General features: G+C 62.2%; 15 protein-coding genes. 5 read left to right on the plus strand and 10 right to left on the minus strand.

Annotated features, from left to right (window positions below; translation table 11 throughout):
• Positions 1-164: 164 nt before the first annotated feature.
• The 8 genes from J3456_RS06250 to J3456_RS06285 form a co-directional block, all read right to left on the minus strand.
• Complete coding sequence (locus tag J3456_RS06250; RefSeq protein WP_349579375.1) at positions 165-2,477, minus strand: xanthine dehydrogenase family protein molybdopterin-binding subunit; 2,313 nt, start codon at positions 2,475-2,477, stop codon at positions 165-167.
• The gene (locus J3456_RS06255; protein ID WP_067940853.1) at positions 2,470-2,940 is read right to left on the minus strand and encodes a (2Fe-2S)-binding protein; all 471 of its coding nucleotides are present in this window, start codon (positions 2,938-2,940) and stop codon (positions 2,470-2,472) included. The genes J3456_RS06250 and J3456_RS06255 overlap by 8 nt, the downstream gene beginning before the upstream one ends.
• A 183-nt stretch (positions 2,941-3,123) precedes the next feature.
• On the minus strand, positions 3,124-3,870 hold the full coding sequence (locus tag J3456_RS06260) for an SDR family NAD(P)-dependent oxidoreductase (RefSeq protein ID WP_349579376.1): 747 nt from the start codon (positions 3,868-3,870) through the stop codon (positions 3,124-3,126).
• A 39-nt stretch (positions 3,871-3,909) separates the two neighbouring features.
• Positions 3,910-5,532 carry an ABC transporter ATP-binding protein gene (locus J3456_RS06265; protein ID WP_349579377.1) on the minus strand — a complete coding sequence of 541 codons (1,623 nt, stop codon included), beginning with the start codon at positions 5,530-5,532 and terminating at the stop codon, positions 3,910-3,912.
• Positions 5,529-6,368 (minus strand): ABC transporter permease, encoded by an 840-nt coding sequence (locus tag J3456_RS06270; protein ID WP_243265419.1) that lies wholly within the window; start codon positions 6,366-6,368, stop codon positions 5,529-5,531. The genes J3456_RS06265 and J3456_RS06270 overlap by 4 nt, the downstream gene beginning before the upstream one ends.
• Positions 6,365-7,336, minus strand: a complete 972-nt coding sequence (locus J3456_RS06275; protein ID WP_349579378.1) for an ABC transporter permease — start codon at positions 7,334-7,336, stop codon at positions 6,365-6,367. The genes J3456_RS06270 and J3456_RS06275 overlap by 4 nt, the downstream gene beginning before the upstream one ends.
• A 75-nt stretch (positions 7,337-7,411) precedes the next feature.
• Positions 7,412-8,986, minus strand: a complete 1,575-nt coding sequence (locus J3456_RS06280; RefSeq protein WP_502989493.1) for an ABC transporter substrate-binding protein — start codon at positions 8,984-8,986, stop codon at positions 7,412-7,414.
• 99 nt (positions 8,987-9,085) lie between these two features.
• Positions 9,086-9,745, minus strand: a complete 660-nt coding sequence (locus J3456_RS06285; RefSeq protein WP_349579380.1) for a GntR family transcriptional regulator — start codon at positions 9,743-9,745, stop codon at positions 9,086-9,088.
• Between the two features lie 123 nt (positions 9,746-9,868).
• Here J3456_RS06285 and J3456_RS06290 point away from each other — a divergent pair, with 123 nt between their 5' ends.
• Genes J3456_RS06290 through J3456_RS06310 form a run of 5 tightly spaced genes read left to right on the plus strand, consistent with a single transcriptional unit; the run spans position 9,869 to position 16,211 of the window.
• Positions 9,869-10,897, plus strand: a complete 1,029-nt coding sequence (locus J3456_RS06290) for a histone deacetylase family protein (protein WP_349579381.1) — start codon at positions 9,869-9,871, stop codon at positions 10,895-10,897.
• On the plus strand, positions 10,894-12,456 hold the full coding sequence (locus J3456_RS06295) for an acetolactate synthase large subunit (protein WP_349579382.1): 1,563 nt from the start codon (positions 10,894-10,896) through the stop codon (positions 12,454-12,456). Before J3456_RS06290 ends, J3456_RS06295 begins: the two co-directional genes overlap by 4 nt.
• Positions 12,457-12,476: 20 nt before the next feature.
• A complete protein-coding gene (locus J3456_RS06300) occupies positions 12,477-13,766 on the plus strand; it encodes an ArgE/DapE family deacylase (RefSeq protein ID WP_349579383.1) in 1,290 nt (429 codons plus the stop codon).
• On the plus strand, positions 13,763-14,875 hold the full coding sequence (locus J3456_RS06305; RefSeq protein ID WP_349579384.1) for a phosphotransferase: 1,113 nt from the start codon (positions 13,763-13,765) through the stop codon (positions 14,873-14,875). The genes J3456_RS06300 and J3456_RS06305 overlap by 4 nt, the downstream gene beginning before the upstream one ends.
• A gap of 4 nt (positions 14,876-14,879) precedes the next feature.
• Positions 14,880-16,211, plus strand: a complete 1,332-nt coding sequence (locus tag J3456_RS06310) for an aspartate aminotransferase family protein (protein WP_349579385.1) — start codon at positions 14,880-14,882, stop codon at positions 16,209-16,211.
• 12 nt (positions 16,212-16,223) lie between these two features.
• Here J3456_RS06310 and J3456_RS06315 read toward each other — a convergent pair whose 3' ends face one another.
• On the minus strand, positions 16,224-17,840 hold the full coding sequence (locus tag J3456_RS06315; protein ID WP_349579386.1) for an ABC transporter ATP-binding protein: 1,617 nt from the start codon (positions 17,838-17,840) through the stop codon (positions 16,224-16,226).
• 18 nt (positions 17,841-17,858) lie between these two features.
• Positions 17,859-18,677, minus strand: coding sequence for an ABC transporter permease (locus J3456_RS06320; RefSeq protein WP_206054308.1), 819 nt, complete (start codon positions 18,675-18,677; stop codon positions 17,859-17,861).
• Positions 18,678-18,679 lie beyond the last annotated feature (2 nt).

Consider the following 18,679-nt stretch of genomic DNA (forward strand, 5'->3'; position numbering starts at 1 on the left):
GAATTATGGCCCAGCGGGTGAATTTCTACGTTTTTAAGAGAAAAAAGCGAATTTCGGGCCGTTGAATTTGGGCAGCCTCTGCGCCGCCCGCCGACCCGCTTCGCAGGACGCCGCCCCAGCCGAGATAGAAGACGGGCGCGACATGTCGCGCCCGTCTCTTGGTATCAGCTTTCCAGCGCTGCGAGGATCGCGTCAGGGGTGATCGGCAGATGCCGTACCCGCGCGCCAGTGGCGTTGAAGATCGCGTTGGCAACCGCCGGCGCGATGACCGTGGTGCCCGGCTCGCCAAGACCAACGGGCACTTCCGTGCTCTCGACAAAGGCCACTTCGACATCCGGCACATCAACCATCCGCAACGGCGTATAGGACCCGAGGTTGAGGTCAACGACATTGCCGTCTTCGATCCACGTGCCTTCGTGCAGCGCCATGGACAGGCCCCAAAGCGCCGCGCCTTCGCATTGCGCGCGCGCCCCGTCGGGGTCGACCACGGTGCCACAATCGAAGGCCAGCCACATCTTCTCGACAGCGACCTCGCCCGTTTCGGCATCCACCGCCAGTTTGACCGCGGCTGCGGTCCACGTCGGCATGCTGCGCGATTGGCCAAAGGTGGTGGCGATCCCGATTGCCGTGCCCTCGGGCAGGTCGGTCTTGCCATAGCCTGACATCTCGGCCACGCGCTGCAAGACAGCCGCCTGACGCGACGCACCGCCCACCGCATTGGGCGCAGAGCCCGCGTTGATGCCTTCGGCCTTCAGGTGATCCAGACGGAACTGCAACGGATCGGCATCAACTTTATGCGCGGCCTCATCCATGAAGCTTTCGACAGCAAAGTTGGTCCAGCCCGGCCCGACCGAGCGCAGCCAACCGGGACGGAAGGTCGCGTTCGCCAGATCGTTCGAGATCGCCCGCACACGGTGTGCGCCAACGGTATACCAGTGATCGGCACCGTCGATTGCAAAGGGATCGTAAGGCTCTTCGTTGACACCTTTGGGCATGAAGCCCGGTGCCATCACCTGCGTCGGCCAACCGGCGGCGGCATGGTGTTCCATGCCCGTGACGGCTTTGCCATCGTCAAACGCCATGCGCAGTTTTTGCACCGAAGGCGAGCGGATGCTGTCGAACTGGGCGTCTTCCTCGCGGGAGAAGACCAGCTTGACGGGCTTGCCCACAGCTTTGGAGGCAAGTGCTGCAGGGACGATGTAGTCGCCATTCAGACGACGGCCAAAACCACCACCCAACATATAGCTGCGCATGACGATCTTGTCGGCAGGCACTTCAAGCGCCGTGGACAGCGTGGGCAGGATCAGCGATTGCCACTGATTGCCCGCGTGTGTTTCCCAAATGCCATCGGCGTTCTGGAAGACGGTCGCGTTCACTGGCTCCATCTGGAAGTGCAGCACGGACTGCGTGGTGTACTCGGCCTCCAGCGTCTCGGCAGCGGCGTCGAAAACGGCGCTGGTCTCGGGCTGTTCGGTGTGCAGGATCGACCCGGCATCGCTTCCGATCAACTCGCGGGAACGGGCTTGGATGTCATCCTCGGACACATCTGCCGTCTCGCCTGCGGTCCAATCGACGCTGATCTCATAGGTGGCCATCCGCGCGGCGTGAAGTGTTTTGCCCAGCACCACGACCCAGCCCGGTACGGTGCCCGACGGATCATCCAGCACCACGGTCTCAAGGTAGCCTTTAACCTCTTTCGCGGCGCTGTCATCGACAGAATTGACCTTGGAGCCATAGCGCGTCGGCGGCAGCATCGGCACGCCGTAGACCATGCCATCGACCTTGGCATCCAAGCCATAGATCGCCTGACCGGTGGTTTTCGTATCCAGATCAAGCGGATGCACGTCCTGGCCCACAAGGCGCAGATCGGCATGAGGTTTCAGCGGCAAGGCTGCCAATTCGTCTTCGGTAAAGCTCCGGTCGAGCCCTTCGGCCACCAGATCGCCGTAGCTGATGCTTTGCGTACCATCGGTCACGGCACCGTCGCGCGCGGTCAGGCCAGAGGCGTCAACGCCCCATTTGGCCGCTGCCGCTTCGATCATCGCGGTGCGCCCAGCAGCGCCTGCCTGACGGTAGACCGGCCAGCTTTGCCAGATCGACCAGCTGCCGCCGGTGACCATCAGGCCCCATTTCTCGGCTGAATCGACGTGGGTGATGTGCACATCTTCCCACGCCACTTCCAGCTCATCCGCCAGAATACGCGCGATGGCGGTGCCGACGTGTTGGCCCATTTCGGCGCGGATGATGTTGACGTTGACCTGACCCTCGGCGTCGATCCAATACCACATCGACGGCTCGAAGGGCTGGCCGTTGGGTGCGATCGGTGTGCCGTCCGGCACGGCGGGGTTCATCGCGGCGTTCGACGCCTGCGGAAAGCCAAAGGCAACGCCCGCGGCGGTCATGGATACCAGAAACCCACGGCGGGTCATCTGCGATTGATTGTCAGAGCCTTTCAGGCGGGACATAAGATTAGCCATTGTCGGAGCCTCCCATTGCGGTGGCGGCGTCGCGCACGGCTTGGCGGATACGGGGATAGGTCATGCAACGGCAAAGGTTGCCGGTCATCACCGCGTCGATGTCTTCGTCGCTGGGGTTCGGCGTGTCTTGCAGCAGCGACGCCGCCTGCATGATCTGGCCCGACTGGCAGTAGCCGCATTGCGGCACGCGCAGGTTACGCCATGCTTCTTGAACGGGGTGCTTGCCTTCTTCGTCCAGCCCTTCGATCGTGGTGACCGACAGGCCCTCTACATCCGCGAGATAGGTGATGCAGGACCGTGTGGCGGTGCCGTCGATATGCACGGTACAAGCGCCGCAGGCACCGATGCCGCAGCCAAACTTGGTGCCGGTAAGACCGATTTCATCGCGGATCGCCCACAACAGGGGCATATCCGGGTCTGCGTCGACAGAGATCTGCCGCCCGTTCAATTCGAATTTTATCATGAAGTGGTTGTCCCTTGGGGTATGCTTTGCCTGAGGGGAGCGCACGTATAGCTGCCCTGACGTGAGGGGCTGTACATAAGTCTAATGCCCGGCAATGACAGCCGCAGACTGCTACAATCACGGAATTGTTAGACCGGGCAACCGCGCGCAAACCCCCGCCTTAAGGTAGCCCCTGCGCGCGTCTTAGACGTGCTGCCCGCCATTGATCTCAATCTCTGTCCCCGAGACATAAGAGCTTTCTTCGCTGCATAGAAAATAGATCGCCCGCGCGACTTCCTCGGGCTGGCCAAGGCGGCGCATGGGAATGCTGCGCACGATCTTATCGGTGCCTTCGCTGAGGATCGCGGTTTCCACCTCACCCGGTGCGATTGCATTGACCCGAACGCCAAGCGGGCCGAAATCATGGGCCATCTCACGGGTCAGCGCGGCAAGCGCCGCCTTTGACGTGGCATAGGCCGCACCGGCGAAGGGATGCACCCGCGACCCGGCGATAGAGGTCACATTCACCACCGATCCGCGCCCAGCAGACAGTTCATCCTGAAGCCCCCGCGCCAGCACCACGGAGGCGAAGAAATTCACATGAAACACCTGCCCCCATGTCCGCAAATCGGTGTCGAGCGTGCTGAGCCGCGCGCCATCTTCACCCTTGGGGGACACGCCCGCATTGTTGACCAATGCGTGCAGGGGGTTGCCGTTCAGCAGCCGCTTGACCTGCGCGACGGCCTCGATCGTCTGGTTGGGATCGCTGAGATCGACCTGAACATGGTCCTGCGCCCCACCGGGCCAAGGGCATTCGGGCGAAAACGCTTGACGCGAACAGCCGATCACCCGCCAGCCCTTGCCTGCGAAAGCCTTGGCCGTGGCATGGCCGATGCCCCGGCTCGCCCCTGTCAAAAGCAGCGTCTTTTGGTCGTGAACCGCAGTATCCATCGCTTGATCCAAATCTGGCGTAACGCCTGAAATAGCGCCCTAGTCGGCAGCCGCCAGCGCGCGTTCATAATCCTGCCCCGGAATAGCGTCGAGCAGGCTGCGCGTATAGGCGGTATCGGGATCGTGCAACACTTTGCTGACCGGCCCGGCTTCGACGATCTGGCCCTTTTGCATGACGATGATCCGGTCACAAATCCGCGCCGCGACGCGCAGGTCATGGGTGATAAAGAGCATCGACAGGTTCAGCCGTGTTTTCAACTCGGCCAGCAGATCAAGCACCTGCGCCTGAATGGACACGTCGAGCGCCGAGACGGCCTCATCCGCGATGATGATCGACGGCTCCAGCGCCAGCGCGCGGGCAATGCCGATCCGCTGGCGCTGCCCGCCTGAGAACTCATGTGGGAAGCGTTTCATCGCGCTTTCGTCCAGCCCGACCAGTTCAAGCAGTTCACGCGCTTTGGCCTTTGCCTCTTTATCCGGCGTACCATAGGCGATCAGCCCTTCGGTCAGGATACGCGAGACACGGGCGCGCGGGTTGAGCGACGAAAACGGGTCTTGAAAGATCATCTGCAACTTGCGCCGCTGCGCGCGCAGTTCCGCGCCTGACATATGCGCGATGTCGACGTCATCCATCAGCACGCGGCCCCCGTCGGGATCAAGCAGACGCACCAGACAACGCCCGACGGTGGATTTGCCCGAACCGGACTCTCCGACGATGCCAATCGTCTCGCCTGCGTAAAGCTCAAAGCTCACGTCTTGGACGGCCTTCACCACCCGGCGTTTACCAAAGAGCGTGCCGGAGCCGGTCGAAAAGGTCTTCTGCAGCCCTTCAACCTTCAGCAGCGCTTTGCGCTCGACCTGCTTGGGCGCATCGGTCTGGGTCAGCCGGGGGATCGCGTCGATCAGGGCGCGGGTGTAGGGGTGCTTGGGTTTTAGCAGCACCTCCTGCGCGGGGCCTGCCTCAACGATCTCACCTTTTTTCATGACAATGACCCGGTCGGCGATATCGGCCACCACGCCAAAGTCATGGGTGATGAAGATCACCGCCATGCCGCGCTTGCGCCGCAGGTCTTCGATCAGCGTGAGGATCTGCGCTTGGGTGGTCACATCAAGCGCCGTCGTCGGCTCATCCGCGATCAGGATGTCCGGCTCCAGCGCCAAGGCCATTGCGATCATGACCCGCTGCCGTTGCCCGCCAGACAGCTGGAAAGGATAGGCCCGGATCGCCGCTTGGGGGTCTGGAATACCCACCTCTTCCAGCAGCTTCAGTGCACGGGCACGGCGTTCGGCCTTGGCAAGCGCGCCATGTGCCTCAAACACTTCGGCGATCTGCGCGCCGACCCGCATCAGCGGGTTCAGCGCGCTAAGCGGCTCTTGAAAGATCATCGAAATACGGCTGCCACGCAGGCTGAGCATCTCTTTCTCGGAAAGGCCAAGGATCGACTGCCCATCAAAGATGATGCTGCCCTTGTCAGGCACAACCCCCTGCGGCAACAGCCCCATCACCGCATTGGCCGACATAGATTTGCCCGACCCGCTTTCGCCGACGATGCAAAGGATCTCTCCCGGCGAAAGATCAAAATTGATGTCCTTCGCGGCATAAAGCCGGTCGGCCCCAATCGGCAGGGCGATAGACAGGTCACGGATGCTAAGCAGGGTCATTCGGATTTCCTCGTCAATCGCGGGTTCAGCGCGTCGTTCAGGCCTTCGCCGATCAGGTTCAGCGCCAGCACGGTCAAAAGGATCGCCATCCCCGGCAGGAAGGACAGCCACCATGCGGTGCGGATCACGGTGCGCGCGGCACCGATCATATAGCCCCAAGACATGATGTTCGGATCGCCCAGCCCCAGAAAAGACAGCGAGCTTTCCAGCAAGATCGCCTGCGCCACCATCAGCGAGGCCAGCACGATGATCGGCGGCAGCGCGTTGGGCAGGATATGGCGGGTGATGATCTGAAGGTTGCCGAGGCCCGACAGGCTCGCCGCCTCGACAAACTCGCGGGTTCTGAGCGACAGCACCTCGCCGCGCACCAGACGCGCCACTGGGGGCCATGACACGATGGAAATCGCGATGATCACGAAAGTCAGGCTGGGCTGAAAGATCGCCAGCAGCACGATCGCAAGCGCAAAGCTAGGGATGGTCTGAAAGAACTCGGTAAAGCGCATGAGCGCATCATCAATCCGACCTGCGAAATACCCCGCCGCTGCGCCAACTGGCACGCCAATCGCCAGCGCCACGATGGTTGAGACCAGCCCGACCAGCAGGCTCACATAAGCCCCATGCGCCAGCCCCGCCAGCACGTTGCGGCCAAGGGCATCGGTGCCCAGCATCAGCCCGTCTTGGGTGAATGGCGGCAAAAATGGGCGCTGCACCATTTTCCACGGACTTTGCGGGAAAAGGATGGGCGCAAGGATGGCAGCGGCGATGACGAAGGTCAGGATGACCAGACCAATGACCGCGCCCCGGTTATAACTGAAACGTTTCCAAAAGCTCATCATGTTGTCAGCCTTATCCGCGGATCAACAATGACATAGATGACATCCGTGATCAGGTTGAACACCAGCACCATGGCCGCCGAGATGTAAAAGACCCCGAGGATCACGTTGTAATCCCGCTGGTTGATCGCCTCGAACATCAGCCGCCCAATGCCGGGCCATGCGAAAACGGTCTCGGTCAGGATCGCCCCGCCAAAGATCTGCCCCGCCTGAAGCCCCGCAAGCGTGATGACCGGCAAAAGCGCATTGCGCAGGATGTGCCGCCGCTGGATCACACCGCGGGTCAGCCCTTTGGCGCGGGCGGTTTTGACGAAATCGAGCCGCGAGACCTCGAGCATCGAAGCCCGCGTCATGCGCATGTAGATCGCCATGAAGAACAGCCCCAACGTCGAGGCCGGGAGCACAAGGTGTTTCGCCACATCAAGCACATGGGCCATACCGGTATAGCCCGCGCCAATGGTTGAGTAGCCAAAGCCCGGCAACCATTCGAGCCAGACGGAAAACACCAGCGTCGCCATCAGCGCCACCCAGAACAGCGGCGTGGCATAAAACAGCAGCGCGAAGGTCGAAATAAGCGTATCACCCCACCGCCCCTGCCGGGCGGAGGCCGCGACACCGGCGGTCACGCCCAGCACCAGCGACAACACAAAGGCCACGCCGGTCAGCAACAGCGTCGCAGGCAGACGGTCACCGATCATCTCGGCCACCGGCATCTGTTGGCGGAAGGAATAGCCCAGATCAAGCTGCACCGCGCCTTTGATATAAAGCCACAGCTGCATGTAGAGCGGTTGGTCCAACCCGAAACGCGCCCGCAGATCCGCTAGGAATTTCTCGTCTGCCGCCCCGGCTTCGCCCGCCATGACCGCCGCAGGGTCACCCGGTGCCGCATGGATCAGCAGGAAATTGAAGACAAGGATCGCCAGCAGGATAAACACCGCCTTGACCAACCTGCCCAATATGAAACGTATCACGCTATCCGCCCCGTGTTATTCTAAAATGCGCCCGAGCCGCCGAAGCGGCTCGGGCCTTGAGCGTTGTCGCTCTTTTTATTTGTCGATCCACACGTCGCGGAAACCGTCGTTTACACCAAAGGCGGTGTTGACGGGGTTTTTGACGTCACAGCGGTAGATCGTGGGGAAACCCAGTTCCAAAAGCCAGATGTTCGGCACGTCCTCGACGATTTTGTCTTGGATTTCCTTATAGGCGGCCTTGCGCTCTTCGGGGCTGGCCATCAGCGCCGCTTCGGCGAACAGCTTGTCCGTCTCGGCATTTTGATAGTTTGCCACGTTGTTCCAAGGCGAACCGGGAGCGGCATTGTCGCCCATATAGGTCCGCGAAACACCAAGTGCCGGATCGCCGTATTGGTAGAGGTAGGTAAAGGCGAGATCATAGTCCCGGTCCGCGACCTTCTGGTTCCAACCCGCTACGTCCGACGGGACAATCTCGGTCGTCATACCGATCTCGCTCAGGTTCTGTTTGACCGCTTCGGCCCAGCGCTGCCAAGTCTCACCATAGGGCAGACCAAGAATGCGGATGGTTTCGCCGTCATAGCTGCTTTCTTCCAGCAGGGCCTTGGCCTTTTCCGGGTCAAAGGTGATGTCCGGTGTCTCACCATCATAGAACCGTGTGGAAGACGACAGGGGCCCGGTCGAGACCTTGCCCAAACCATTCCACAGCGCGTCCTTGGCGAACTGGCGGTCGACGCCATGCATGATCGCCTTGCGCACCTTCACATCGTCGAGCGGCTTGTTGTCGTTGTTCACCCACATCCAAGACAGCGGGCCAAAGTATTCCCAGCCTTTGTCGGTGATGCAGGTGTTGTCCATCGCCTGAATGCGCGCCACGTCGAAGTTTTCGACCGAGCCGCCGGGCAGCACGTCGACCTTGCCGGTCTCATAGGCCACCGCGCGCGACGCCGCGTCGGGGATCACGTGATAATAGACTTCGTCGACGTAGGGCTTGCCCTCCATGTAGTAGTCTTCGTTCTTCACCAGATGGATGAAGCTGCCCTTTTCCCATTTGTCGAATTTGAAGGGGCCGGTGCCGATGGGCGTGTTATTCGCCTCATTGTTCGCGAAATCCGTGCCCTCATAGATGTGCTTTGGGATCATCGGCGCGGTGCCGGGCTCAAAGATACCAATAAAGGGGCCGAAGGGCTGCTTTAGGTTAAAGACAACCGTGTGATCGTCGGGCGTCTCGATGCTTTCAACATGCTCCATATAGGTCCGCATTCGCGAATGGCTTTCGCGCAGGAACTTATCCATGGAGAATTCGACATCCGCCGAGGTGAAAGGCTCTCCGTCATGGAAAACCACGCCTTCGCGGAGCTTAAAGGTATAGGTCTTGCCGTCCTCTGAAATCTCCCAAGATTCAGCCAATTGGCCTTCGGGCTTCAGATCGAAATCATAGCGCAGCAGGCTTTCATAGATATCGCCGCCGACCATCTGCGTCGGGCCGTTCTGCACGAGGCCGATCATCAGGCTGGGCGGTTCGGGCTGGATCACGACGTTCAGCGTACCGCCGGACTTTGGTTCGCCATCCTGCGCGGCCAGTGGTCCGGCCAGCGCCAGCGCCAGAACGGCTGCGGTTAGTTTAGTGGTGTGTAGCATGTAAATCCCCATTGGTTTTGCTTTGACTCGCCCAGTGACAGCGTCCGATCTGGTGTCGGCTTCTTGCAGTCGCTTGGGTGATGGCCGCGCGATGCGCAGCGCTTGAATTGCTCATTCGTCTACGGTGAACGATTGGATGTATCTGATGATCCCCTCCTTTGCGTCATCTATGTCTGCGCGCATCTCCGCGGCAGCCGCCGCAGGATCGCGATTTTCACAGGCGGCAATGATCGCCTGATGATGCCGGACCAGCCCCAGTTGCTCCCGCGCATAGTACCCGGCAATCAGCGGCCCCATGCGCAGCCACAGCCCGCTGAGTATCGCCAGCAGAATGGGCATCTCAGCCGCCTCCACCAATGCGAAATGGAACTCCTGATTGTACTTGACCGCCTGCGGCCAACGCCCAGCTACGGCTGCGGCCTCATTCCGCTCCACGATCTTTTTCAGGCGGCGGATTTCCTTGGGGCCCACCATCTCGGCGGCGCGGCCTGCGGCGAACCCCTCCAACTCGCGCCGAATGCTGGCGATCTCGAAATACTGCGCCTCTGTCAGCACCGGCACGCGCACGTCGCGCATGCTGCGCTGGACCAAAGCCTCGTCCCGCAAGAGCCGCTGCACCGCGTCGCGCACGGGCGTCGAACTGGTGCCCAGCCGCTCTGCCAAGCCGCGGATGGTGACCTTTTCATTCGGGCGCAACTTGCCTTCTACCAAGTCCTGACAGACCCGATCATAGATCGCATCGCCCAATGAAACTTGACTGATCTCGGCCATCGCGCCCTCGTCCTTACCGACCGAACCGTGGCCAGTTTTGATGCATGATGCATCATTTCTATTGAGCCTGCAAATTAAAACTGCAATGCTCCGCCGCAACGACATCAGACCACAGGGAATGTGATGAAAGTCTTTTTCGACGAACGCCAGCTTGGCCACGCACCGACCCACTACTTTCGGCGCGGCGCGGCCATGCCGCATCAAGAACAGCCACAACGTGCTGAAATTCTACGCGATATGTTAATCGACGAAGGGTTTGAGATCACCAAACCCCAAGACCACGGGCTTGCCCCGATCAAGGCCGTGCACAACCCTGACTATGTCGACTTCCTGCCAGACGCCCACGCCCGTTTCGTCGAAAGCGCAGGCCCAGAGGCGCTGGCCATTCCCACCATGCACCCCGGCGTGCGGCGCGGCAAAGAACCCAAGGACATTCACGGCCAATTGGGTTGGTGGATGACCGACACCTCGACCCCACTGACCGAAGGGTCATGGGACGCCGCCTATTGGTCGGCCCAAACCGCCGTCCAAGCCGCCGAGACCGTGGCGGCCGGTGCCCGCGCCGCCTATGCGCTCTGCCGTCCACCCGGCCACCACGCGATGCGCGATTGCGCGAACGGGTTTTGCTTTTTCAACAACGCCTGTATCGCGGCGGAGCACCTGACCCGGACCTACAAAAAGGTCGCGCTGATCGATATCGACGTGCACACCGGCAATGGCTCTCTCGACATCCTCTACGAACGCGGCGACATCTTCTTCTGCTCGCTGCATCCCGATCCGGCCACCTACCCCACCTTCTACCTCGGCCACGCCGATGAAACGGGCGAAGGCGACGGGGCGGGCAAATCGCTGAACCTGCTGCTGGAACAGGGCGCGAGCCAAGACGAAGTGCTGGCCTTGCTCGACAAAGGCATCGCCGCGATCCGTGATTTCGGAGCCGAGGCGCTGGTGATCTCACTGGGCTTTGACATGGCCGCCGATGATCCGCTGGCCGCCGTAAATGTCTACCCCGAGGGCTTTGCCGAAATGGCGCGGCGCTTGGCGGCGCTCAACCTTCCCACGGCATTGATCCAAGAGGGCGGCTACCTTGGCCCTTCCCTTGCCGATAACGCAAAATCATTTCTCACGACATTCCGCGAGGCCACAGCATGAGCAAGACACCCAAAGAGATGAATGGCGCTGAAAGCGTTGTCCGCAGCCTGCACGCGGGCGGGGTGGAGGTCTGTTTCGCCAATCCCGGCACCTCCGAGATGCAGTTTGTCGACGCGCTGGACCGCACTAAGCTGATGCGCTGCGTCTTGGGCCTGTTTGAGGGTGTGGTGACCGGTGCCGCCGATGGCTATGCGCGCATGGCCGGGAAACCGGCAGTGACCCTGCTGCACCTCGCCCCCGGCTTTGCCAATGCCGCCGCCAATCTACACAACGCCCGCAAGGCACGGGTGCCGATGGTGAACCTTGTAGGCGACCATGCGCTGCGGCACCAGAAGTATGACGCCCCCCTCTCGGCAGATGTCGAAGGCGCCTGCGCGCCCTTCAGCGATTGGGTCCGCTCGGGCCGTGATGCGGGCAGCTTTGCGGCGGATGCGATGACCGCCCTCGCCGTGGCGCAGAGCAAGCCCGGCAAGGTCGCCACACTGATCGCCCCTGCGGATATCGGCTGGGATGCGGGCGGCAAAATGGCCGATGCCGTGGCCCCCGCCGCCCCTGCCACGCTGGATGAACGCGCTCTTAACGCGGCAATCAAAGCCTTGGAAAGCGGTGAGAAAACCGTTCTGCTGGTCGGCAGCGCGGTGCTGGAAAGCCAAGAAGCGATGGCCTTGCTGCACGGCATCGCCGAGAAGACCGGGGCCGATATCCTTGCCCCGACCTCGAACCGCCGTCTGGAGCGGGGTCAGGGGCGCTTCATGGTCAACAAGATCCCCTACCCGATCGACGCGGCGCTTCAGTGCCTTGCTCCCTACAGCCGCGCAATCCTGATCGAGACCCCGCCCCCCGTCGCCTTCTTTGCTTATCCCGGTAAGCCCAGCCTGCTGCTGCCGGTAGACTGCCATACCGTCACATTGGCGGCGGTTGATGGTAACGGGTCTGAGGCCATCGCCGCACTGGCAGACCGCATTGGCGCGAAACCCGCCACCCCGCGCGACCACGCACGGCCCGCCGCACCGCAGGCGGGTGGCATCAGCTTGCAAAACCTCGGCGCGGCCTTGGCGAACGCGCTGCCCGAAGATGCGATTGTGGTGGATGAAGCCGTATCCTCTGGCGGGGCCAGCTTCCCCGCAGGCGACAGCGCCGCGCCAAACTCTTGGTTGGCCATCACCGGCGGGTCGATCGGCATCGGTATCCCGCTTTCTGCCGGGGCCGCCATCGCCTGCCCTGACCGTCCGGTGATCACGCTGCAAGCGGATGGATCGGCGATGTACACGATCCAAGGGCTTTGGACCCAAGCGCGCGAGAACTCCAACGTCACCACGATCATCCTCGCCAACCAGTCCTATGAAATCCTCAAGGGTGAGCTGCACAACGTCGGCGCCCAGCCCGGCCCCGACGCGCTGAGCATGTTGAACCTTGACCGCCCTGAGCTGGACTTCGTCGCGATGGCCAAGGGCATGGGCGTGCCGGGCAAACGTGTTGAAGACATCACCGAGCTGATGCGTGCCATCGAAGATGCGGCGAAAGAGCCCGGCCCCTTCCTCATCGAAGCGATGCTTTAAACCCCTCGAAAGGACACGACATGACCCTCGATCCTGATCTGAAATCCCGCATCCTTCAGGCTGTCGAAGACGGTTTCGCTGAGCAAGTGAGCTTTACCCAACAGCTGGTGCAAACCCCTTCCCAACGCGGCCATGAACATGCGATCCAAGACCTCCTGTTTCGCAGTTTGCAGAGCCGTGGCTACGCCATGGACCGTTTCAAGATGGACCGCGCCGCGATTGAGGCGCATCCCGGTGGCTCAAAATACTCAGAGGATCATTCAGACGCCCCCATCGTCGTGGGCATCCACCGTCCGCGCGATGAGACGGGCCGCTCGCTAATCCTGCAATCGCATCTGGACGTGGTGCCCGAAGGTCTGCACGACATGTGGGATGATCCGCCCTACTCGGCCAAGATCGACGGCGATTGGATGTATGGCCGGGGCGCGGGCGATATGAAGGCGGGCGCCGCGGCGAATATCTTCGCGCTCGACGCGCTGCGCCGCATCGGGTTGCAACCAGCGGCAACCGTCTATGTGCAGTCCGTGGTCGAAGAGGAGTCCACCGGCAACGGCGCGTTGCAGACCTTCCTACAAGGCTACACCGCAGATGCGGTTTTCATCCCCGAGCCGGAAGAGGAAATGTTGGTGCGCGCCAATACCGGCGTCATCTGGTTTCAGGTGCAGGTGCGCGGCGTGCCCGTCCATGTGCGCGAAATGGGCGAAGGTGCCAATGCGATCGACGCGGCCACCCGCGTGATGACCGCCCTGCGCGAGATGGAGGAAGATTGGAACGCCGAGAAACGCGAGCACTCGCATTTCGAAGACGAAGCGCATCCCATCAACCTCAACATCGGCAAGATCGAAGGCGGCGATTGGGCGTCTTCCGTGCCGTCATGGTGCAACATCGATTGCCGCGTCTCCATCTATCCGGGCCGCAGTGCCGAGGATGCCGCGCGCGAGATTACCGAGCGCGTCAAAGCCTTTGCCCAGACCGACAGCTTCCTGTCCAACAACCCGCCCGAAGTGGTCTTTAACGGCTTTCACGCCGAAGGCTATGTGCTGGAGCCGGGCAGCGAGGCCGAAGCGGTGCTGGAACGCGCCCACGAAGACGCCATCGGCGCGCCGCTGCAGTCCTTCATGACGGCGGGCTATCTCGATACGCGGGTCTATGCGCTGTATAACAAAATTCCCGCGCTCTGTTACGGGCCGAAGTCGCGCAACATCCACGGGATCAACGAATCCGTCAGCCTGAGTTCGGTCAAGAAAATCACCCAAGCCATGGCGCTGTTTATCGCTGAATGGTGCGGGACCGAGGACATCACCCCATGACCGAGGCCGGGATCACGCCTCAGGGCGGCTTGCCCCCCTTCCTCAGCGGCGTGCTGGTCGAAGAGAGCGGCAACAAGACCGATCTTCTGGCGCAAGACCCGCCCGCCTTTGACGCGGCACTCGCGGCAGAGGTTGCCTTGCAACGCTATGGTGTCTCGGGTGAGATCAAGCCACTGGCGGCGGAAAAGGATGCAAATTTCCTGATCACCCTGCCAGGCGGCGAAGAGGCGTTGCTGAAGATCACCAATGCCGCCGAAGAGCGTGCGGTGACCGATATGCAGACTGCCGCGTTGATGCATCTGGCCGCCGCTGATCCCGACCTGCCCGTGCAGCGTATTTGCGCCAGCCTGAGCGGCAAGGCCGCCGAGGTTGCCACGGCGGCTAACGGGCAAAAACATGCCGTGCGTCTAATGACCTTCCTTGGCGGCACCGTCCTTAGCAATGCCACGCCGCGCCCCGGCCTGCACCGCGCCTTGGGGGATTTTCACGCGCGGGTCACCCTTGGCCTGCGCGGTTTTTTCCATCCGGCGGGGGGGCATTTTCTGCAGTGGGACATCAAACAGGCGGGCCATCTGCGCCCGCTGCTGGCGGATGTGCAAGACGCCGCCCTGCGCGCCCAACTGGGGCGCACCCTCGATCACTTTGATGCGGAGGTCGCGCCCCAGCTTCCACATCTACGGGCACAGGTCGTTCATAACGATTTCAATCCGCACAATATTCTGGTCGATGGACCAGAGGCCCAGCATCCCGTCGGGCTGATTGATTTCGGTGACATGGTGCATACGCCGCTGGCCTGCGATCTGGCGGTGGCTTGCTCCTATCAACTTGGCCAAGGCGCTGAGCCGCTGCAAAACGTTTGCGAGATGGTTGCGGGCTTTGCCAACCGCCTGCCGCTGGAGCCGGATGAGATCGCGCTCCTGCCGAGCCTGATCCGTCTGCGCCACGCCACCACATTGGCGATCGGCGCCTCCCGCGCGCGGCGCTATCCCGACAACGCCCCCTATATCCTGCGCAACGCCGCCGCCTCGCAACGCGGGCTGGCCGCGTTGGACCATGTCGGCGATGCCGCCGCGATCGAAACACTGCACCGCGCTGCGGGAACGGAGTGATCCCATGACTATGATCAACGCCTACGACAGCCCTCAGGCGGATGCCCTGAGCCAAGCCGACCGCGCCCTGATCGACCGCCGTGCCAAGGCGCTCGGCCCCGCTTACCGACTATTCTATGACCAGCCACTGCATATCCAGCGCAGCGAGGGCGTTTGGCTCTGGGACAAGGACGGGCGCAAATACCTTGATGCCTATAACAACGTCGCCTCGGTCGGCCATTGCCACCCCCGCGTGGTCGAGGCGATCACCCGGCAGTTGGGCGTGTTGAACACCCACACCCGCTATCTACATGAAAATGTTGTGGCTTACGCCGAACGGCTGCTGGCCACGATGCCCGAAGCACTCGGCCATGTGATGTTCACCTGCACCGGGTCCGAGGCGAATGACATCGCCCTGCGCATCGCCCGCAGCTATACCCGGCGCGAGGGCGTCATCGTCACCCGCCTTGCCTATCACGGGCTGACCGAGGCGGTGGCCGAACTCTCCCCCTCCTTAGGCGATTTCACCCCGCGCAGCCCGCGCATCCGGCTGATCGACGCGCCCGACACGCTGCGCATTCCGGCAGCCGAGCAAGGGGCCAAACTCGCCGCCGATCTCGCCCAAGCGATTGCCGAGATGCGCGCCGACGGGATCGAGCCTGCGGCTTTCATTGTCGACACCATCTTTTCCAGCGACGGGCTGCACCCTGATCCCGCGGGGTTCCTGCAACCGGCGGTCGACCTGATCCGCGCCGAAGGCGGGCTTTTCATCGCTGATGAGGTGCAACCCGGTTTTGCCCGCACGGGCGACGCTTTCTGGGGGTTTCAGCGCCACAGGCTGGTGCCTGACATGGTCACCATGGGCAAACCGATGGGCAATGGCTTCCCCCTCTCCGGGACCGCGATGCGGCCAGAGTTGGTGCAAGAATTCGGCGAAAAGGCGCGGTATTTCAACACCTTTGGTGGCAATCCAGTGGCCGCGGCTGCGGGTATGGCGGTGCTGGACGTGCTCGCGGATGAAGGGTTGCAGAACAATGCCGCCACGGTCGGCGGGGCCCTCAAGAACGGCCTGCAGGACATCGCGACCCGCTACCCTGAGATCGGCCATGTGCGCGGCGCGGGGCTGTTTCTGGCCGTTGAATGCGTCACCTCGCGCGCGACCAATACCCCCGACGCTGTCCGCGCGAAATTCGTGGTGAACCACATGCGCCAAAATGGCGTATTGATCAGCGCCACCGGGCCGGGGGCTAATGTGCTGAAGATCCGCCCGCCCCTTGTGTTGCAGCAGCCCGAAGCCGCATTGTTTCTCGACGCGGCAGAGGCCGCCTTTGCCGCAGCGCGCGCCGCGGGTATATAACCCGCCAGCGCCCTACTCCGCCTCCCGCAGGGACCGCTCCCGCGCGCGGGCCTCTGTCAGCCATTCCGGATCCATCTGCGGCACCGAGGTCAGCAGCCGTTTGGTATAGGCCTGCTTTGGCGCGCCGAAAATCTCATCCCGCCCGCCCTGTTCGACGATCTGGCCGTTCTTCAGCACGATCACCTTATGGGCAATCGCCTCAACCGTGGCCAAGTCATGGGTGATGAACATAAAGGTCAGGTCCAGCTCGGTCTGCAAACGCACCAGCAGCCGCAATATCCCCTCGGCCACCAGTTGATCGAGCGCACTGGTCACCTCGTCGCAGATGATGAATTCAGGCTCGGCGGCCAACGCGCGGGCGATGCCAACGCGCTGCTTCTGACCGCCCGAAAGCTCGCTGGGTTTGCGGTCGAGGAAAGCGCGGTCGAGGTCGACCAGATCCATCAGTTCCTCCACCCGCGCCCGAAGCACCCGCCCCTTGCGGCCCGTGAATTTGCGCACCGGGCGGGACAAAATCTCGCGGATATTGTGGCGCGGGTTCAGCGAGGTATCCGCCGATTGATAGATCATCTGGATATTGCGCAACGTCTCGGCCCCGCGTTTGGCCAGTTGCGGCTCAAGCAGCGCATCGTTCCAGAAAAACTGCCCCGAGGCGGGGGGCAGCAGCCCCGCGATCACCCGCGCGAGAGTGGATTTCCCCGACCCGCTTTCCCCCACCACCGCCGTTGTCTGGCCGCGCGGAAAGGTGAAGTTGAGATTGTCCAAAACCGTCATCGGCCCATAGGCCGCCGAAACCCCTTCGCAGCGGATCAGCGCGGCAGCCTCCCCCGCCTCGGCATCGGGGCGGCGAAACGACCGCACGGCCCAGAGCGACCGGGTGTAATCCTCTTGCGGGGCGTCCAACATGGTTTTGGTTGGCGCGGTCTCGACCGCCTCACCATCCTTCATCACGCAGATGCGGTCGGCCATCTGGCTGACCACCGCCAAATCATGCGTGATGTAAATCGCCGCCGTGTCATATTGCTCGACAATATCGCGGATGGCGCCCAGCACTTCGATCTGGGTGGTGACGTCCAAGGCGGTCGTCGGCTCGTCAAAGATGATCAGATCGGGGCGGCAGGCCATGGCCATGGCCGTCATCGCCCGCTGCAACTGGCCCCCCGACACTTGGTGCGGATAGCGAAAGCCGATCTCTTCGGGGTTGGGCAGTTGCATCTGGCGGTAGAGGGCCACGGCGTCCTGCTCTGCCGCGTCGCGGCCAGAGACACCGTGCAGCCGCGGCGCTTCGGTATATTGGTCGATCAGGGTCTTGGCGGGGTTAAAGCTTGCCGCGGCGGACTGGGCGACATAGGCGATCCGCTTGCCGTGCAGGCGGCGCAGCTGGCCGCCCGCCATGCCGATCAATTCGGTCCCATCGAATTCGACGCTGCCCCCGGCAAAGCGCACCCCGTCGCGGACATAGCCCATCGCCGCCAACCCGGCCGAGCTTTTGCCCGCCCCGCTTTCACCGACAAGGCCCAGCACCTCCCCTCGGTCGAGTTCAAGATCAAGCCCTTTGATGATCACATTGGGCCGCGCGCGGTTGCCTGCCTCAAGCCGGAGACCGCGAATGTTTAGAAGATTTCCCATATGGCTGCCCCTGCTCGGTTAACTTTTCAGACCGCTGGCGCGGTGCAGCATCCAATCGACGATCAGGTTGATCGCAACGGTCAGCAAGGCGATGGCCGCCGCCGGGATCAACGGCGTGATATCCCCGAAACTGATCAAGGTGGCGTTTTCCTTTACCATCGACCCCCAGTCCGCCGTGGGCGGCTGGATACCAATGCCAAGAAAGGACAGCGCCGCGATAAAGAGGAACACAAAACAAAAGCGCACCCCAAACTCGGCGATCAGGGTCGACCAGATGTTGGGCAGAATCTCGCGCCGTAGCAGCCACGGCGTGCGCTCTCCCCGCAGCCTTGCGGCTTCGACGAAATCAAGGCCGACCACATTCATCGCCGCAGCCCGCGACAGCCGGTAGACCGGCGCCACATAGATCACCGCGATCACCCCGACCATATTCGGGATCGACGGGCCGACGATGGCCAAGAGCATCAGCGCCAAGATCAGCGGCGGCACGGCCATCAGCACATCGACCAAGCGTGACAGGACTTCGTCCAGCCAGCCGCCTTTGAGCGCGGCCAGCATCCCCAGCGTTGACCCGACCGAAAAGGAAATAGCCGTGGTCAGCAGCGCCAGCCCGACCGTGTTGCGCGCGCCAAAGATCATCCGCGACAGCATATCGCGGCCCAGATTGTCGGTGCCCAGCGGATGCGCCGCACTCCATGGCAAATAGGCATCGCCCACCACCTGCGTCTCGCCGTAGGGCGCGACGATGGGCGCGAATATCCCCGTAAAGGCGACGATGGCCAGCACCACCATCCCAAATATCGCCGAAGGAGGCGCGGATTTCAGCAAAGATTTCATCG

The sequence above is a fragment of the Sulfitobacter sp. NFXS29 genome (assembly GCF_040148765.1).
In the GTDB taxonomy this organism is placed as follows: Bacteria; Pseudomonadota; Alphaproteobacteria; order Rhodobacterales; family Rhodobacteraceae; genus Sulfitobacter.

What these genes read in the sequence shown, in the direction of transcription:
- J3456_RS06260 (WP_349579376.1), bottom strand. Translation starts at nt 3,870, where the DNA reads ATGGATACTGCGGTTCACGACCAAAAGACGCTGCTTTTGACAGGGGCG.
- J3456_RS06305 (WP_349579384.1), top strand. Translation starts at nt 13,763, where the DNA reads ATGACCGAGGCCGGGATCACGCCTCAGGGCGGCTTGCCCCCCTTCCTC.
- J3456_RS06285 (WP_349579380.1), bottom strand. Translation starts at nt 9,745, where the DNA reads ATGGCCGAGATCAGTCAAGTTTCATTGGGCGATGCGATCTATGATCGG.
- J3456_RS06310 (WP_349579385.1), top strand. Translation starts at nt 14,880, where the DNA reads ATGACTATGATCAACGCCTACGACAGCCCTCAGGCGGATGCCCTGAGC.
- J3456_RS06290 (WP_349579381.1), top strand. Translation starts at nt 9,869, where the DNA reads ATGAAAGTCTTTTTCGACGAACGCCAGCTTGGCCACGCACCGACCCAC.
- J3456_RS06270 (WP_243265419.1), bottom strand. Translation starts at nt 6,368, where the DNA reads ATGATGAGCTTTTGGAAACGTTTCAGTTATAACCGGGGCGCGGTCATT.
- J3456_RS06295 (WP_349579382.1), top strand. Translation starts at nt 10,894, where the DNA reads ATGAGCAAGACACCCAAAGAGATGAATGGCGCTGAAAGCGTTGTCCGC.
- J3456_RS06255 (WP_067940853.1), bottom strand. Translation starts at nt 2,940, where the DNA reads ATGATAAAATTCGAATTGAACGGGCGGCAGATCTCTGTCGACGCAGAC.
- J3456_RS06280 (WP_502989493.1), bottom strand. Translation starts at nt 8,986, where the DNA reads ATGGGGATTTACATGCTACACACCACTAAACTAACCGCAGCCGTTCTG.
- J3456_RS06300 (WP_349579383.1), top strand. Translation starts at nt 12,477, where the DNA reads ATGACCCTCGATCCTGATCTGAAATCCCGCATCCTTCAGGCTGTCGAA.
- J3456_RS06250 (WP_349579375.1), bottom strand. Translation starts at nt 2,477, where the DNA reads ATGGCTAATCTTATGTCCCGCCTGAAAGGCTCTGACAATCAATCGCAG.
- J3456_RS06265 (WP_349579377.1), bottom strand. Translation starts at nt 5,532, where the DNA reads ATGACCCTGCTTAGCATCCGTGACCTGTCTATCGCCCTGCCGATTGGG.
- J3456_RS06315 (WP_349579386.1), bottom strand. Translation starts at nt 17,840, where the DNA reads ATGGGAAATCTTCTAAACATTCGCGGTCTCCGGCTTGAGGCAGGCAAC.
- J3456_RS06320 (WP_206054308.1), bottom strand. Translation starts at nt 18,677, where the DNA reads ATGAAATCTTTGCTGAAATCCGCGCCTCCTTCGGCGATATTTGGGATG.